Below are 15981 nucleotides of genomic sequence, written 5' to 3' on the forward strand. Positions count from 1 at the left end.
GCGACCGCCGTGACCGACACCGCCACCACCGGCCGTGCGCTGCCGCACCCGGAGCGGGAGGAGATCAGGCTGGAGGCCGTGCTGCATGCGCTCTCCGACCCGATGCGGCTGCGGATCGTCAGCGAACTCGCCGGACCCGGTGTCGAGTTGTCCTGCTCGCACTTCGATCTGCCGGTGACCAAGTCCACCACCACGCACCACTTCCGGGTGCTGCGCGAGAGCGGCGTCATCCGCCAGATCTACCGGGGTACGGCGAAGATGAACGCCCTGCGGCGGGACGACCTGGACGGACTCTTCCCGGGACTCCTCGACAGCCTCCTCACCGCCGCCGCCCGCCAGTCCCTCCGCCTCGCCGCCCGGACGGGAACCTGAACACCTGCACCGGACAGTGGCCGACGAGTGGATCCGGCACGGGCGCGGACGGGCAGCGCACGCTGAAACCGCTGCCCATCACCGTCTGAAGCGCCGCTGTCCGTCACCGTCTGGAATCCGGCCGGGCGATCTCGCGTGTACGTTCCCGTCCGGAAGCCGGTCGACGACCTCGCGTGTCCTGCCCCGGGGCGCCAGGAGGGCTCGCGGGGCGCCAGGAGGGTTCGCGGGGCGCCAGGAGGGGCCCGCTACGGCCGCCGCCGGGACGGGGCGCGGCCGCTACGGCGTCCGGGCCGCGCCGAGAAGCGTGTCCCAGTCGGCCAGTTTGACCACGCTGCGGCCCAGGTCCGCGCCCAGCGCGGCCTCGGCCCGCTCGATGGACAGCCAGCCGCTCCAGGGAACGGGATCGATGCCGCCGGCCCGCAGGGCCGCCACCGGATCCGCGGGTACGTCCGCGCGGGCGAGCGTCGCGGCGTCGGCGAGCAGGGAGAGCGCCGTCTCCTTGGCGCAGGGCCGATTGGTGCCGATGACGCCCGTCGGGCCGCGTTTGATCCACCCGGCGACATACTCGCCGGGGGAGGGAACGCCGTCGCGCACGACCCGCCCCGCCACATGCGGCACCGTGCCGGTGGACGCGTCGAACGGCAGCCCGTCCAGGGCCACTCCGCGATAGCCGACCGAGCGCAGCACCAGCTGGGCGGGCACGTCCTCGAAACGGCCCGTGCCCGTCACGCCACCGTGCTCGTCCGGAACCGTCCGTTCGAAGCGCACGGCGCCCACCCGCTCGCCTCCCGGCTCCGGGCCCGTCCCGGGAGCCTCCGGGAGCAGCGCGACGGGCCGCAGGAAGAACCGCAGATCGATCCGCCGTCCGGCCGGCGCCTGGGGCGCAGCGGCCCAGCCGCGCAGCACCTCCACGTTGCGGCGCTGCGCAGGCGGCAGCGTGGCGGGATCCACCGGATCCAACGCCAGCTCGCCGGGATCCACGCGCACGTCGATTCCGGGCAGAGCGCCCAGCTCGCGCAGTTCCTTCGTGGTGAAACGGGCCTGCGCCGGGCCGCGCCGGCCCACCATGTGGACCTCGTCGATCCCGCTCGCCGTCAGCGTGTCCAGGGCCGCCTGCGGGATGTCGGTGGGGCGCAGCTCGGCGGCGCCCCGGACCAGCATCCGCGTGACGTCCACCGCCACATTGCCCACGCCGATGACCACCGCGGAACGCACCCCGCGCAGGAAGCCCGAGTCCGCCGCGTCCGGATGCGCGCTGTACCAGGACACGAACTCGGTCGCCGACCAACTGCCCGGCAGGTCCTCACCCGGGACACCGAGCCGGCGGTCGGTCGCCGCGCCCACGCAGTACACCACCGCGTGGTACAGCTCCCGCAGCCGTTCCACGGGCAGGCCTCCGGGGCCGCCCACGCGGACCCCGCCGAGGAACCGCACCCGCTCGTGCTCCAGCACCCCCCGCAGGCTGACCTGCAGGGACTTGATCTTCTCGTGGTCCGGGGCGACACCGTAGCGGACCAGCCCGTACGGGCACGGCAGCCGGTCCAGGACGTCGACGCGCACCCCGGGGTCCGACTGGACGAGGCTCTGGGCGGTGTAGCACCCGCTCGGCCCGGAACCGATCACGGCGACACGCAGCACGGCGGTACTCCTTGCCCGAAGGAGGTCGGGTGCGGACCTCTCCAGCATGTCACCGCACGGCGCGAGAGGGCAGGGGCCGACGGGGTGACGCGCCCGGGCGCCCTTCGCGCGGAGTGCGATCGTGCGGACGCGTCACGGGGCCGCACGGACACATCCCCCGGGCGGTTCGCGGCGGCGCCCCCGCCCGGACCCACTCGTCGTGCGGACGCGTCACGGGAGCCCGCCCGGGGGGATCAGGGCCTAGCCCTCGGGGAGGCTCGGGCGTTCCTCCGTCGCGAAGAACCGGGACAGATCATCGTCCCGCCCTCGCGCCCCGGCCCCGGGATCGCTCTCCGGCGGCACGCCCAGCGCCCAGTCGAGTCCGTAGCGCTGGAACAGCTCGGCCCGCAGCGCCGGGACGGGCATCGGCACTCCGGGCACCAGGGCCGCGTACACCGAGCCCATCAGCAGGGCCCGCAGCATCGGATAGTCGGCCGAGACGTCGTGGGAGCCGTACCGGGCGACGGTGTCACCGAGCAGATCCGACAGCCGCCGCTGCTCCGGGCACTGCACGAAGCCCTCTGCGTGCAGCAGTCCCGCCATGTGCTGCCGCATGAGCACCGGCCGGTCCCGGGCGAGGCCCAGGATCGCGTCGATGGCCCGGGCCAGCCGCTCCCGGCCGTCCTCGGCGCACGGCTCCCGTTCCAGCGCCTCCTCCAGCGTGCGGTGCATCAGCCGGTGCACGGCGGACTGCACCAACTGGCGCTTGCCGGGGAAGTAGTACGACACCAGTCCGCGCGCCGATCCTGCGCGGTCCGCGATGTCGCCCAGGGTCGTGGCCTCGAACCCGCGCTCGCCGACCAGCTCCACGGCGGCCTGCAGAAGCCGTTCCCGGGAACGCCGCCGCAACTCTTCATTGACCGAGGCGCTGCGCGGGGACATCCTGTAACTCCTGCGTTGACTGGCTGCCAGCCAACTATACTCAACGCGGGAGGCGCAGCCATGCGCGGCGCCTGCTCAGAGCTGCCGTCCGTCTGGGGCGACGCGGGGGATCGTCTCAGACGGACGGCGCGGGCTCATGAGCCGGACGGATGCTGGAACCTGCTGCGGCAGCGGCGGGCCAAGGCGGAGTCCGGCGACCATCCGGACCAGGCCAAGGAGCGGCCCTCCTCCCAGGTCGAGGGCTACCGGGGCTGAACGGTCCCGAGCGCGTCGTCCCCGCCCGCCCCGCCGCGCCCTCGCTCACCCCACCAGATCCAGCACGGGCAGCAGCGCGTCGGGCCGGTGGCCGACCGGCAGGTGGTCCACGAAGTGCACCCTGCAGCCGAGTGCGGCCGCGCCGCCGTCCGCCACCCTGTTGTCGCCGACCATCACGGTCTGCCGGGGGTCGGCGCCCAGCGCCTCGCAGGCGACCGTGAACAGCCGCGGGTCCGGCTTCTGCACGCCGTGCTCGAACGACAGCACATACGTGCCGACATAGGTGTCGAGCCCGTGCTCGCGGAACACCGGGCGCAGATCCCAGCCGATGTTGCTCACCACGCCCACACCGACTCCACGCTCGCACAGGGTGCGCAGCACGCCGGCCGCATCCGGGTACGGGGACCAGGCGGCGGGCGTCATGTGCCGCTCGTACAGCGCGTCGTGCAACACCGGGTCGGGCAGCGGCACTCGCCGCGAGAGGGCCGTGTAGGCGGCCCGGTGCAGTTCCGCGCTCTTGTCCCGCAGCGCCCACGCACCGGCCAGTTCTTCGGGCAACTGCTCCGGATCCGCACCACCTGGCAGGGCCCCGGCGGCATCCAGCGCCCTGGCAGCCTCCGACAGTTCCGGCTCGGACAGGGTGACGCCGGTCTCCGCCAGTGCCGCGCGCAGCCAGGATTCGGTGGACTCGACGCGAAACAGCGTCCCGGAGAAGTCGAACAGCACGGCAGCCATGCGCCGGACTCTACTCGCGCCGCCGGCCGGGCAGTTCGGCACGGCCGGACCGCGGCCACTCGTACACCAGGACGGCCAGCGCCGTGACCAGCGCTCCGAACAGCCAGCCGCCGACCACGTCCGAGAACCAGTGCACGCCGAGCCACACCCGGGTCACGCCCACACCGACCACCGAGACCAGCGCCGCCGCCACGGCCGTACGCCACACCGCCCGGCTCGCCCCGAGGCGGCGCAGGATCCACAGCAGCAGGCCGCAGACCACCGTGGCCGTCATGGCGTGGCCGGAGGGGAAGGCCGCGTAGTGGGCGGAGTCGACGGGGTCCGGCCAGTACGGGCGGGGCCGGTCGACGGCGGCCTTCACGGACTGCTGCAGGATCGCCGTCAGGGCACAGGTGACCGCCAGCCACACCGCCGTCCGCCAGGCAGCCCGCCGCCACACCAGCCACACCGCCGCTGCCGCGCAGACCAGGCGCATGGTCAGCGGGTCCCAGACCCAGTCCGACAGCACGCGGAGGACGTCCGTGACGCCCCGGTCGTCCACCGCCCGGCGATGGGTGGCCCGGGCGAGGTCACCGTCCACGCTGAGCAAGGGGTTCCATCGGGCGGCCACCAGGACCAGCAGCAGTACGGAACAGGCGCCCAGGACGGCGGCCACGAGGTATGCGGTGCGCGGCGCGTCGGGGCGGGGCGGTGAGGGTGCGGTGGTCCGATGGCGCATGCCGCGATCTTCGCCGACCGAACAGCCACAGGGCCAGCAGGCGGCGAAGAGGCCGGCCTACCGTCGGGGCGGCGAAGGAGCCGACCTACCGTCGCCGGACGTGGGCCCACCGCCCGGGCCGACCGTGGTCCTACCGTCGGGGCGGACGTGGGCTCAGCCCAGTGTCCGCAGTGCGGGGATCAAGGTCACCAGCACCGGCACCGCCGGTATTACTGCCGCGGCCGCCGTCAGGCGCAGTCGGCGCAGGGCGGGCAGTCGGTCCGGCGGGGTCAGCAGCCGGTACACCCGTTTCGGCACATGCGCCTGCGGGGTCGGACAGGGTCCGAACACGCCCCGCTCCTCGTTGAGTTCGACCAGTGCCAGGGCCGTCGTCAGCCGGCCGAACCGCCGGGAGGCCATGTCGTCGGCGGCCAGCTCGACCAGGCGGTGCATCTCGTCACGGAACGCGGCGAACACCGGGACCTGCGGGAAACCACCCGCCAGCGCGCCGGAGCAGTGCAGCAGCCAGTCGTGCCGTGCCTGCGCGTGCCCCTGCTCATGGGCGAGCAGGGCATCCAGCCGGCGGCCTTTCAGACGGCGCAGCGCGGCCGTGGTGATGACCAGCCGCGGTGCCGTACCGGGCAGCCACCAGGCGTCGGAGCGCTCGCCCTCCAGTACCACGAGCCGGCCGCTCGCCGGCGCCTCGCCGGGCAACAGCGGGGCACGCACGAGGAGTTCGGCACGCCGGTCGCGCCGCCGCGTGCGGGACCGTACGACCTCGCGCACGAGCATCGCGAGGCTCCACAGGCCGCCCGAGGCGAGCAGCACGGCGGTCGTCGCGGCCCACGGTCCGGCGGCGCCGAGGGCGTACGCGTCCACGACCGCCCGCGGGGCCGGGGCGAACACGTGACCGCGCACCGCCTGCCAGGCCGCCGCGGCGCTGAGCGTCATCGACAGCGCGCAGCACAGCAGCACGGCGGCCACGACGCACTGCCACACCCAGAGGGCGACGACCGGCTCACGATCCGGCCAGTCGGTCCGGGCGAGCAGTCGCGGGGCGATGACGGCGGTCAGGGCGCCGAGCAGTAACAGGGCCACGGGGACCATCATGGGCAGCACCCTATGAGCGTGGAGCGGCTCAGGGGTACGGTCCGTGGCGCCGAAGTGACGCAGGCAACGCGGGTGCGCGTCACGGCAGCCGGTGCCTCACATCGACAGCAGCATCGCCACCATGCCGATCCCCATCGACAGCCGGCACGCCCGCGCCAGCTCGGGGCGGTCACCCCACCGGGCGGCCACCACGCCCCCGGTGGCGGCCGTACCGGCCACGGTGACGCGGGCGGGTACGAGCCGGGCGCCCGAGAGCAGCACGTAACCCGTGAAGTACAGCAGGAGGACACCGGTCACCACGGGCACTCCGGAGCCGCCGTGGGCGTAGTGCGCGCCGGTCGTCACGGGTGCCCCCGAGCCGCCGTGGGCATGGTGCGCGGCCGGCGGTGCCGTGGCCATCGCCACCGACATGTAGATCATGGCCGCCGTACCCACCAGGTGGTGCAGGTGGTGCGGGCTGCCGCGCGCGGCCCACAGGGTGCGCAGCGCCGCGGCGCCGAACACGGCCGCGTACACCGGCCACGCCCACCCTGGTGGCGTGAACGCCGCCGCCGGTACGGCCATCGCGGCCATACCGAAGCCCATCAGGGCCTCGCCGCCCGCGGCCCGGCGCTGCTCCTGCACACCGCTGCGCATGCGCAGCAGGCAGTAGGCGCCGGTCGCCGTGCACAGGGCCACCAGCAGCCAGGCTGCCGGCACCGGTCCGTGCATGCGCACCTCCCCGTCCGACCATCGGTCGAGGGTGCGATGCCCAGGGCGGAGGGAGCGTACGCGAGCGCAAGGGGGTACGCGGGGGGCATTCCGCGGAGCACGGCTGGTGAGCGAGCCGGCCCCGGTATTATTTACGAGTAAAACACATGCTAAATTTGATGGATGAGCAGTGCCGCCCCCCACCGTCTTCCCCTCGCCGGAGTGCTCCGCCTCGGGCGGCCCTCCGACATCTGGTTCAAGCCCGCCCTGAGCGTGGTCGCCTCGGTCGCCCCGCCGAACCTGATCCTGCTGGCCCTCGGCCGCCTCGACCTCGCCATGTACACCATGGCCGGCTCGCTGTGCGCCCTCTACGGCCACAACCGGCCCTACGCCGCCCGCGCCCGGACCCTGGCCCGGGTGGTGCTCGGCATGGTGGGCGGCCTCGCCCTGGCCCTGCTCGCGGCGTCGTTCACCTCCGACGCCGTCGTCCTCGTCACGGTCGGCGCCCTCATGGCGGCCGCCCAGAAGACCGTGTGCGACGCCTCGCGCGTCGGGCCGCCCGGGAACGTCGTCCCGACCTTCATCAGCTCGGCCTCGCTGTTCGCGCCGCAGACCCTCGGCCAGGTGCCCGGACACATCGCGCTGGCCCTCGCGGCCGGCGCCTGGGCCTGGCTGGTCGGCATGGCACCCGGACTGCTCCGCCCGCACGGACCCGAGCGGCGCGCCACCGCGCAGGCCCTGAACGCCGCCGCCGGGTACGCCGGCTCGCACGGCACCGCCGACGACCACGACCGGGCCCGGGCCGCGAGCGCCGCCGCCGTCCACGCCGCCTGGCAGTCGCTGCTCGCCGGCGGCGGCCGCCCCGACCCCACCCGGCGGGCCCTCGAACAGCTCCTCGTCCGCGCCGAGGCCGCCCTCGCCGCCCCCGCCGGCACCGACCCCGCCCCCCTGCGCGCCTGGGCCCGCGAACTGCGCGGCACCGGCCGGATCCCGCGCGTCCCGAACCCGCGCGACCCTGCCGGCGAACTCCTCGGCGTCGATGCCGAACTCGCAGCGCCGCGGCGGCCGTTGCGGCAGCGTCTCGGCCCGTTCGCGCCGCTCGCCACGCGCACCGCGATCGGCTGCGCGCTGGCCGGCTACGCCTCCCTCGCGCTCGGGGTCGGCCGCCCCTACTGGGCGCTGGTCACCGCCGCCTCCCTCTACCAGGCCAACGTCGCCCTCACCTGGAGCCGGGGCGTCCAGCGCGTCGTCGGGAACCTCGCCGGGGTCCTCCTGTTCGCCGCCCTCGTCCCGGTGGCGCACCTCCATCCGGCCGTCCTGGTCCTGTGCTGCGCCGCTCTCAACTTCGGCGCCGAGGCGCTGATGGGCCGCAACTACTGGCTCGGCAGCGTCTGCGTCACCCCGATGGCGCTGCTCGTCACCGAGTTCGCCCGCACCCAGGACCCGGGCCGGCTGATCACCGAGCGCGTGGCGGACACCTTCGTCGGTGCGCTGGTCGGCTTCGCCGCAGCACTCGCCGTCACCAACCGCCGCGCGGGCGACCGGCTGGAACGGGCACTGGCCACGGCGGAACGCGCCCGCGAGGACGCCGCCCGGCTGCTCGCCGAGCCGCGGCCGGCGCCCGCCGCCCTCGGTTCCGCCCGCCGCTCGCTCACGGCCGCCCTGGTCGACCTGCGCGCCACCGCCGACGCCGCCTCCGGCGAGTGGTGGCAGCGGGCCCTGCCCGAGGAGCGGGTCGTGCTCACCGAGCAGGCCGGACACCGTACGCTCGCCGCGACGGTACGTCGGCAGGGCCTCGTACCGCAGGACCACGACCCCGGCAGGACGACGGAGGACATACGGCCATGACGGCGACGAACGGCGAGCCGGTGCCCGGGAGCGATGCGACCGGTGTGCCGGCGGAGGACGAGGCGGCGGCCGGGGTACGACCGCCGCACGTGCCACTCGGGGCCGGCGCCGCCCGGAGGGACACGGTCGCCGCCGTCGTCGGTCAGTGGCAGGCCGTGCGCCCCGAGCTGAACACCGGCCCCATGGAGGTGATCGGCCGGATCAACCGCTGCGCCGCCCTGCTCCAGCAGGCCGAGGACGCGCCGCTGCGCCGGGCCGGCCTCAGCCGGCCCGAGTTCGACCTGCTCGGCGCGCTGCGCCGCACCGGCCACGAGCTGACCCCCGGCGAGCTGGCCCGGGAGACCTTCTCCTCCGGGGCCGCCGTCACCAAGCGCCTCAAGCAGCTGACCGAACGCGGACTGGTCGAGCGGCGCGGTGACACCCGCGACCGCCGCGTGGCCCATCTCCGTCTCACCGACGCCGGCCGCGACCTGGTCGACGGCGTCCTTCCCGAGCAACTCGCCTACGAGACGGCCGTACTGTCCGTGCTGGCCCCCGGGCGCCAGGGCGAACTGGCGGGACTGCTGGCCGAGTTGCTGAGCCGCCTGGAGGGGCGGATGGAGGCACTGCGCGCCTAGCGGCGGCGGGCGCGGCGGCCGGGGCCGGCCTGGAGCCCCGGCCGAGGCCGACTCAGATCCCCGGCCGGTGGCGCAGCGGATGGTCCGCCGGTACCTCGACCAGCACGATCCGGGTGCCGTCCGGGTCGGCGATCCACATCTCGAGCAGGCCCCACGGCTCCCGGACCGGCGGCCGGACGATGTCGACGCCCTTCGCCCGCAGCTCCTCGTGCGCCGCCGACACGTCCGGGACCTGCAACCAGAGGGCCACGCCGGGCGCGGCCGCGGTCTCGGAGCGTCCGGAGACCTCCAGGAATCCGCCGCCGAGGAAGTAGACCGTCCCGCGCTCGGGGCCCGTACCGAACTCGCGGTAGACGGGCAGGCCCAGCTGTCCGCCGTAGAAGACGCGGGAACGTTCGGGATCGGTGGGCCGCAGAAGTGTGCGGCTGCTGAGTACATGCACCATGCGGGCGGAGCCTAGTGGCAGGGATACGCTCGTCCCCGGTTCTGCCACACCCGAGATCGGAGACCGCCCCATGGACGCCGAAGCCACCGGACTCACCTTCCGCGACGCCACCGACGCGGACGTCGACGCGCTGGTCGCGCTGATCGAGTCGGCGTACCGCGGGGACGCCAGCCGGGCCGGGTGGACCACCGAGGCGGACATCCTCCAGGGGCAGCGGACCGACCCGGAGGGCGTGCTGCAGGTGATCAAGTCGCCCCGCAGCCGGCTGCTGACCGTCGAGCAGGGCGGCCGGATCGTCGCCTGCTGCCAGCTGGAACACCGCGGCGAGCACGTGTACTTCGGCATGTTCGCGGTCAGCCCCGGCCAGCAGGGCGCGGGCCTCGGCAAGGCCGTCATGGCGGAGGCGGAGCGGTACTCCCGCGACACCTGGGGCGCCGGCGAGATGCACATGACCGTGATCTCGGTGCGCGACGACCTGATCGCCTGGTACGAGCGCCGCGGCTACCGCCGTACGGGAGAGATGTCCCCGTTCCCGTACGGCGACGAGCGCTTCGGCGTCCCGCAGCGCGCCGACCTGCAGTTCGAGCTGCTGGTCAAGCCCTTGGTGTGACGTGTCCGCGGGGGACCGGGCGCCGGGTCAGGCGGTGAACCGGCCCGTGCGCTTGATCTCCGGATAGTCGGTGGTCGCGCCGTCCAGCTCCAGCGCGCGGACGAGCCGCAGGTGGTGCTGCGTGTTGACCACCCAGCCGATGATCCGCAGCCCCGAGGCGCGCGCTCGCTCGACGACCTCCAGGGTGAGCCGGCGGATGTCGAGACAGAGGGTCGGGGCGCCGACGGCGACGGCGCGGTCCACGACGTCGGTGCCGTAGCGGCTCGCGACCAGCGCGGTCCGCACGCCCGGCACCAGCCGGGCGATCTCGGCGATCGCCTCGTCGTGGAACGAGGACACCTCCACGCGTCCGACGAGGTCCCGCCGGTGCATCACCTCGGCCAGTGCCCTGGCCGCCGCGACGTCCTTGATCTCGGCCTGCAGCGGCGAGCCGACCGCGTCCAGCACCTCTTCGAAGAGCGGCACGCGCTCTCCGCGGCCCGCGTCCAGCGCGCGCAGCTCCGCGAGGGTCTTCTCGGCGATCGGACCGGAGCCGTCGGTCGTCCGGTCCACCTCCGCGTCATGCATGACGACCAGGGCGCCGTCCTTGCTCAGGTGCAGATCGAGTTCGATCAGGTCGAGGCCGGCGGCTTGCGCGGCGACGAAGGAACGAAGGGTGTTCTCGGGCTCGACACCCATGACCCCGCGGTGACCGATGGTAAGGAAGTTCAAGGTTCGACTCGCTTCCGTCGACGGCGGCTCGGCACGCGCGTGACGGGCGGACGCCGTCGTCCGCGCGGGCAGAATCGCAGCCTAACGGCCGGGGCCCGTGATGAACCCGCATGTGCGCGGCTGATCGGGGCGCGTGGCGGGCGCCGACTGGCCGGTATCCGTTCTCACCGTCACCCTGGCGTGGGCGATTCCTCACACGGTTGACTGTCCGGTTTGCCCCCTTCGCAGGGATTCTGCCCGTGATGTGAAAAAGCGAAAGTGAGCGTCGTCACGGTTTACGGCAGGAAAAACATCGGTGATGAAGGGGCTGGGCAGAATAATTTTCGGAGCTGCCTCTTGCTGGGAGAAACGGGGTATGCATACGGTGTCCATACGCGAGGTTCTCCCGTGGAGGATGGGACATGACGGAAATTCTTGTGCAGGCCGGTGCGGAGGAGCAGGTTTCTCCGCTGACCAGGGTGGTTGAGCACCCGGCTTGGCCCGTGCTCAAGAATGCCGTGGAGCAGATCCGGCCATGGCAGTCGAAGGACGGATCGATCGACTTCGAGGCCGACGGCGCCCCGCAGCGAACCGATGCCGTGGCGGCCGTCGAGCGTGTCGCCGGCGCGGTCGAGCAGCTCACCCCGCTGCTCCCGCACGACGCCGACTACCACCAGGCCCTCGTGCGGGATCTGCGCCGCTGGGCCGAGGACGGTTTCACGGTCCCGGACTTCCTGGACTCGCTGCTGGCCTTCCAGCCCGCCGCTAACCGCGCGGACGGCCTGCAGCACCTGGTCGTCTTCCCGATGTACACGCAGAACGGCAACCCGGACCGCAATCTGGAGGCGGTCGTGCTGCGCATGGTCTGGCCGGACTGGCTGGCCGAACTGGAGCGCACCCGCTACGACAACCCGCTGTTCTGCGGCATCGCCTTCGAGGACTTCACCTCGGGCTACGACACCAACTCGGCCGTGCTCTTCCCGGAGACCATCGCCGTACGCGAGGCGCCGGAACGTTTCTCCTGGGGTGGCATCTTCTGCGACCGCGAGGCCGCCCGCTTCCGCCGGGTCACCGACGCCGCGGTCGGCATCCTGGGCCTGGAACTGCCCGAGGACATCGCCGCCATGGTCCACGACCAGAAGCGCTCCGAAGAGGCGTTCGTACTGTGGGACATGGTCCACGACCGCACCCACAGCCACGGTGACCTGCCGTTCGACCCGTTCATGATCAAGCAGCGCCAGCCGTTCTGGATGTACGGCCTGGAGGAGCTGCGCTGTGACCTCACCGCCTTCAAGGAGGCCGTGAAGCTCCAGGACGACGGCGTCCCGCAGGCCCGTGACGTGCAGTACGCGGTGCTGTTCGACCGGATGTTCCGCTTCCCGGTCACCGGCGACCGCAACCGCAACTACGACGGCCTCGGCGGCCAGCTGCTCTTCGCCTACCTGCACAAGCACGACGTCGTCCGCTGGACCGACAACAAACTCTCCATCGACTGGGAGCGCGCGCCCCAGGTCACCAACCAGCTGTGCGCGGAGATCGAGAAGCTCTACAAGGACGGCATCGACCGCCCGAAGCTGGTGCACTGGTTCGCGGGCTACGAGCTGGTCGCCACCTACCTCGCCCCGCACCCCGGCTCGAAGTGGGCCAAGGGCCCGGACGCCCTGGACCTGACCCTGCCGCCGCGCAAACTCGTGGACGACGTGCTTCCGGACGAGTTTCCGCTGAGCATGTTCTATGAGGCCCTGTCCAAGAAGCTGAAGAACGTGATCGCCTCGACGAAGGGGATCACCGCGGACGGCGCCGAGCGGCTCGCCGCGTGAACGATCGCGTCCGGAACACAGGTCAAGAGGGGAAGAACATGGTGGGGAACGGGTCTCTCAGTGGTGCGGTGATCGCGGTGGCGGGTGCGGGTGGACCCGCCGGGCACGCGACGCTGGTCCGGCTCGCGGAGGCGGGCGCGGTCGTCGTGGGGGCGGACAACAACCCCGAACGCCTGGCCGAGGCCGTGGACGCGGCCCGCTATGCCCGCGGCGGCGCCACGGTCACGGGCGAGACGGTCGACCTGCTTGATCTGCAGTCGACCCGGGACTGGGCCGCGCGCATCGAGAAGGACCACGGTCGCATCGACGGCCTGGTCCACCTCGTCGGCGGCTGGCGCGGCAGCGCGAACTTCGCCGCGACCGACCTCGCCGACTGGGACCTGCTGGAGAAGCTGCTGGTCCGCACCGTCCAGCACACCTCCCTGGCCTTCTTCGACGGCCTGCAGCGCAGCGACCGCGGCCGGTACGTGCTCACCAGCGCCGCCGGCACCGCGAAGCCCACGGCGGGCAACGCGGCGTACGCCGCCGCCAAGGCGGCGGCCGAGGCCTGGACGCTCGCCATGGCCGACGGCTTCCGCAAGGCCGGGGGCGAGACGGGCCCGCGCTCGGCGGCTGCCATCCTGGTGGTGAAGGCGCTGGTGCACGACGCCATGCGCGCCGAACGCCCCAACGCGAAGTTCGCGGGCTTCACCGACGTCAAGGACCTGGCCGAGGCCATCGAGGGCGTCTGGAGCAAGCCCGTCGCCGAAGTGAACGGAAACCGTCTGTGGCTGACCGAGAAGCCGTGAACCCTCCCAGGACCGATGCGCGTCGCCACCACGACCCGCAGGTCCGCGGTTTCGCCAGTGACAACTACGCCGGTGCCCACCCCGAGGTGATGGCCGCCCTGGCCCTGGCCAACGGCGGCCACCAGGTCGCGTACGGCGAGGACGACTACACCGACAACCTCCAGCGGATCGTCCGCAGCCACTTCGGCTCCACCGCCGAGGCCTTTCCGGTCTTCAACGGCACCGGCGCGAACGTCGTCGCGCTCCAGGCGGTCACCGACCGCTGGGGCGCGGTGGTCTGCGCCGAGAGCGCGCACATCAACGTCGACGAGGGTGGCGCGCCCGAGCGCATGGCCGGCCTCAAGCTGCTGACGGTGCCGACGCCCGACGGCAAGCTCACGCCCGAGCTGATCGACCGGCAGGCCTGGGGCTGGGAGGACGAGCACCGTGCGATGCCGCAGGTCGTCTCGATCACCCAGAGCACGGAGCTGGGCACGCTCTACACGCCCGAGGAGATCCGGGCGATCTGCGAGCACGCCCACGCCCGCGGCATGAAGGTGCACCTGGACGGCTCCCGGATAGCCAACGCCGCCGCCTCCCTGGACGTGCCGATGCGCACGTTCACCAACGCGGTCGGCGTCGACATCCTCTCGCTCGGCGGCACCAAGAACGGCGCGGTGTTCGGCGAGGCCGTCGTGGTGATCAATCAGGACGCCGTGCGGCAGATGAAGCACATCCGCAAGATGTCGATGCAACTGGCGTCCAAGATGCGCTTCGTCTCGGTGCAGTTGGAGGCCCTGCTCGCCAAGGACCTGTGGCTGCGCAACGCACGGCACGCCAACCAGATGGCCCAGCGGCTGGCCGAGGGCGTTCGCGCGGTGCACGGTGTGGAGATCCTCTACCCAGTGCAGGCCAACGGCGTCTTCGCCCGGCTCCCGCACGACGTGAGCGAGCGGCTGCAGAAGCGGTTCCGGTTCTACTTCTGGGACGAGGCCGCCGGAGTGGTGCGCTGGATGTGCTCCTTCGACACCACGGAGGAGGACGTCGACACGTTCGTGGCGGCGCTCAAGGAGGAGATGGCGCACTAGCGCGCACATCAGTCATTGCATAGGTATGCGGTCACCCGAAAGTTCATTTACGCTCGGGTGATCGCGTACCTGTGCGCACCGGCATGGAGCCGATCCAGACCACTACCGACCCTTCCACCTACCTGGCGGCCGATGAGGTCATCGACCACCATCATCCCGTGGTCCGTGGTCCGTGGTCCGTGGTCCGTGGTCCGTGGTCCGTGGTCCGTGGTCCGTGGTCCGTGGTCCGTGGTCCGTGGTCCGTGGTCCGTGAGACGGCGACACGGCTGGCAGCAGGGGCCGCCGACCCCGCACCACGGCGGCCCCGGACGGCACAGCCGGCGTGCGAGGGCGCCGGTGCGGGGCGACACTGGCCGCGGGCGGAAGGAGTGATCATGCTGCCCGGATTCCTCGTCAGGGTGGTCTCCGCGCTCCTCGGCCGGGAGGGACGGTCACTGCACCTGAAGGCCGCTGGCGGCGCGACGGTCGTCCTGGTGCTGGGGATGCTCGGCGGGTCCTGGGCCGTGTCGGCCGCGGAGGGGGGGCGCGCAGCGCGAACCTGACGTCGTACCCGCGGGCGCTGTGGTGGTCGATCGAGACGGCGACCACCGTCGGCTACGGGGACTTCTACCCGGTCACGCCGTGGGGCAGGGTCGTCGGTTCGGTCGTCATGGTCGTCGGGATCACCACCTACGGCATGGTGACGGCGGCGCTGGCGACCTGGTTCGTCGGCCGGGAGGCGGGGCGGCGCGCCCACACGCACCGGCTGCGCGACGAGACCGCCGAGGCCCTGCACGAACGCTTCGACCGGCTGGAACGCCTGCTGACCGGTGACCGGGACGGAGGCTGAGAGGACCGCGGGGCCGCGCCCCCTGCCGGGCCGCGTGCGAAACCGGCGCGGCCAGGCCCTGCGGGCGGCTGCTTCGCCGGGGTCAGCGCGCCTCGGCCGCGCGCAACTGCTCCGTCGTCGGGGCCGTCCCACCGAGGTGCGACGGCAGCCACCAGGTGTCCTCCGCGCCCTTGGGGCGGCCCGGGTAGGCGCGCTGCGCGGCCTCCAGCAGCTCCTGGACCCGCTCGCGCAGCCGGCGGGTGATGGCACCGGCGTACTGGTCGCGGGGCGCCTCGAGCGCATCGCCGACCCGGATCGTGACGGGCAGGTGGCTGCGCTTGAAGTTGCGGGGCTGGCCCTTCGTCCACAGCCGCTGCGTGCCCCACACGGCCATGGGGATCAGCGGGACGCCGGCTTCCTGGGCCAGGCGGGCCGCGCCGGACTTGAAGCCCTTCAGCGTGAAGGACTGCGAGATGGTGGCCTCCGGGAAAACGCCGATGACCTCGCCGGAACGCAGCGAGTCCAGTGCGTGCGCGTAGGCGGCCTCGCCCTGCTGGCGGTCCACCGGGATGTGCTTCATGCCGCGCATCAGCGGACCGGAGATCTTGTGGCGGAAGACGGCCTCCTTCGCCATGAAGCGCACGAGCCGCTTCTGCGGCAGAGCCGCCAGACCGTTGAAGACGAAGTCCAGATAGCTGATGTGATTGCTCACGAGCACGGCGCCGCCCGAGCGCGGGATGTTCTCCGACCCCTGGCAGTCGATCTTCAGGTCCCAGACCTTGAACAACGACTTGGCGAAACCGACGACGGGACGGTAGACCAGCTCTGCCATGGGCGGGGTGGGCCCTTTCTGCTCTGCTCGGGAAAGGG

At 72.8% G+C, this 15981-nt stretch carries 17 protein-coding genes and 1 pseudogene; 9 read left to right on the forward strand and 9 right to left on the reverse strand.

Annotation, left to right across the window (positions count from 1 at the left end; genetic code table 11):
- Positions 1-9: 9 nt before the first annotated feature.
- Complete coding sequence (locus tag ACGFT2_RS01345; protein WP_393272259.1) at positions 10-372, forward strand: ArsR/SmtB family transcription factor; 363 nt, start codon at positions 10-12, stop codon at positions 370-372.
- Positions 373-648: 276 nt separating this feature from the next.
- Here ACGFT2_RS01345 and ACGFT2_RS01350 read toward each other — a convergent pair whose 3' ends face one another.
- Complete coding sequence (locus tag ACGFT2_RS01350) at positions 649-2010, reverse strand: FAD-dependent oxidoreductase (protein ID WP_393272261.1); 1362 nt, start codon at positions 2008-2010, stop codon at positions 649-651.
- A 240-nt stretch (positions 2011-2250) separates the two neighbouring features.
- Positions 2251-2931 (reverse strand): TetR/AcrR family transcriptional regulator, encoded by a 681-nt coding sequence (locus ACGFT2_RS01355; protein WP_393272263.1) that lies wholly within the window; start codon positions 2929-2931, stop codon positions 2251-2253.
- A 60-nt stretch (positions 2932-2991) separates the two neighbouring features.
- Here ACGFT2_RS01355 and ACGFT2_RS01360 point away from each other — a divergent pair, with 60 nt between their 5' ends.
- Positions 2992-3186, forward strand: coding sequence for a DUF2630 family protein (locus tag ACGFT2_RS01360; RefSeq protein ID WP_393272265.1), 195 nt, complete (start codon positions 2992-2994; stop codon positions 3184-3186).
- Between the two features lie 45 nt (positions 3187-3231).
- Here ACGFT2_RS01360 and ACGFT2_RS01365 read toward each other — a convergent pair whose 3' ends face one another.
- From ACGFT2_RS01365 to ACGFT2_RS01380, 4 genes are all read right to left on the reverse strand, one after another.
- A complete protein-coding gene (locus tag ACGFT2_RS01365; protein ID WP_393272267.1) occupies positions 3232-3921 on the reverse strand; it encodes an HAD family hydrolase in 690 nt (229 codons plus the stop codon).
- A 10-nt stretch (positions 3922-3931) separates the two neighbouring features.
- Positions 3932-4639 (reverse strand): phosphatase PAP2 family protein, encoded by a 708-nt coding sequence (locus ACGFT2_RS01370; protein WP_393272269.1) that lies wholly within the window; start codon positions 4637-4639, stop codon positions 3932-3934.
- A gap of 153 nt (positions 4640-4792) precedes the next feature.
- Positions 4793-5728 carry a M56 family metallopeptidase gene (locus ACGFT2_RS01375; RefSeq protein WP_393272271.1) on the reverse strand — a complete coding sequence of 312 codons (936 nt, stop codon included), beginning with the start codon at positions 5726-5728 and terminating at the stop codon, positions 4793-4795.
- Positions 5729-5824: 96 nt separating this feature from the next.
- The gene (locus ACGFT2_RS01380) at positions 5825-6439 is read right to left on the reverse strand and encodes a DUF5134 domain-containing protein (protein ID WP_393272273.1); all 615 of its coding nucleotides are present in this window, start codon (positions 6437-6439) and stop codon (positions 5825-5827) included.
- A 162-nt stretch (positions 6440-6601) separates the two neighbouring features.
- Between ACGFT2_RS01380 and ACGFT2_RS01385 the strand changes: the two genes are divergently transcribed.
- On the forward strand, positions 6602-8266 hold the full coding sequence (locus ACGFT2_RS01385) for an FUSC family protein (protein WP_393272275.1): 1665 nt from the start codon (positions 6602-6604) through the stop codon (positions 8264-8266).
- A complete protein-coding gene (locus tag ACGFT2_RS01390; RefSeq protein WP_393272277.1) occupies positions 8263-8883 on the forward strand; it encodes a MarR family winged helix-turn-helix transcriptional regulator in 621 nt (206 codons plus the stop codon). Before ACGFT2_RS01385 ends, ACGFT2_RS01390 begins: the two co-directional genes overlap by 4 nt.
- Positions 8884-8935: 52 nt before the next feature.
- Here ACGFT2_RS01390 and ACGFT2_RS01395 read toward each other — a convergent pair whose 3' ends face one another.
- Entirely contained in the window at positions 8936-9328 is a 393-nt protein-coding gene (locus tag ACGFT2_RS01395) for a VOC family protein (RefSeq protein ID WP_393272279.1), read from the reverse strand.
- A gap of 70 nt (positions 9329-9398) precedes the next feature.
- Here ACGFT2_RS01395 and ACGFT2_RS01400 point away from each other — a divergent pair, with 70 nt between their 5' ends.
- The gene (locus tag ACGFT2_RS01400; protein ID WP_393272281.1) at positions 9399-9938 is read left to right on the forward strand and encodes a GNAT family N-acetyltransferase; all 540 of its coding nucleotides are present in this window, start codon (positions 9399-9401) and stop codon (positions 9936-9938) included.
- Between the two features lie 27 nt (positions 9939-9965).
- On the opposite strand, the gene ACGFT2_RS01405 is transcribed toward ACGFT2_RS01400, so the two are convergent.
- Positions 9966-10649, reverse strand: a complete 684-nt coding sequence (locus ACGFT2_RS01405) for a glycerophosphodiester phosphodiesterase (RefSeq protein ID WP_393272283.1) — start codon at positions 10647-10649, stop codon at positions 9966-9968.
- Between the two features lie 401 nt (positions 10650-11050).
- Between ACGFT2_RS01405 and ACGFT2_RS01410 the strand changes: the two genes are divergently transcribed.
- The 4 genes and pseudogenes from ACGFT2_RS01410 (at position 11051) to ACGFT2_RS01425 (ending at position 15132) form a co-directional block, all read left to right on the forward strand.
- Complete coding sequence (locus ACGFT2_RS01410) at positions 11051-12448, forward strand: DUF6421 family protein (protein WP_393272284.1); 1398 nt, start codon at positions 11051-11053, stop codon at positions 12446-12448.
- Positions 12449-12489: 41 nt separating this feature from the next.
- Complete coding sequence (locus tag ACGFT2_RS01415; RefSeq protein WP_393272900.1) at positions 12490-13236, forward strand: SDR family NAD(P)-dependent oxidoreductase; 747 nt, start codon at positions 12490-12492, stop codon at positions 13234-13236.
- The gene (locus ACGFT2_RS01420) at positions 13233-14303 is read left to right on the forward strand and encodes a threonine aldolase family protein (RefSeq protein ID WP_393272286.1); all 1071 of its coding nucleotides are present in this window, start codon (positions 13233-13235) and stop codon (positions 14301-14303) included. Before ACGFT2_RS01415 ends, ACGFT2_RS01420 begins: the two co-directional genes overlap by 4 nt.
- 374 nt (positions 14304-14677) lie before the next feature.
- A pseudogene (locus ACGFT2_RS01425) lies at positions 14678-15132 on the forward strand (potassium channel family protein).
- Between the two features lie 82 nt (positions 15133-15214).
- On the opposite strand, the gene ACGFT2_RS01430 reads toward ACGFT2_RS01425, so the two are convergent.
- On the reverse strand, positions 15215-15943 hold the full coding sequence (locus ACGFT2_RS01430) for a lysophospholipid acyltransferase family protein (RefSeq protein ID WP_393272288.1): 729 nt from the start codon (positions 15941-15943) through the stop codon (positions 15215-15217).
- Positions 15944-15981: the final 38 nt, after the last annotated feature.

This window comes from Streptomyces sp. NPDC048514, from assembly GCF_043199955.1.
Classification (GTDB): Bacteria; Actinomycetota; Actinomycetes; order Streptomycetales; family Streptomycetaceae; genus Streptomyces.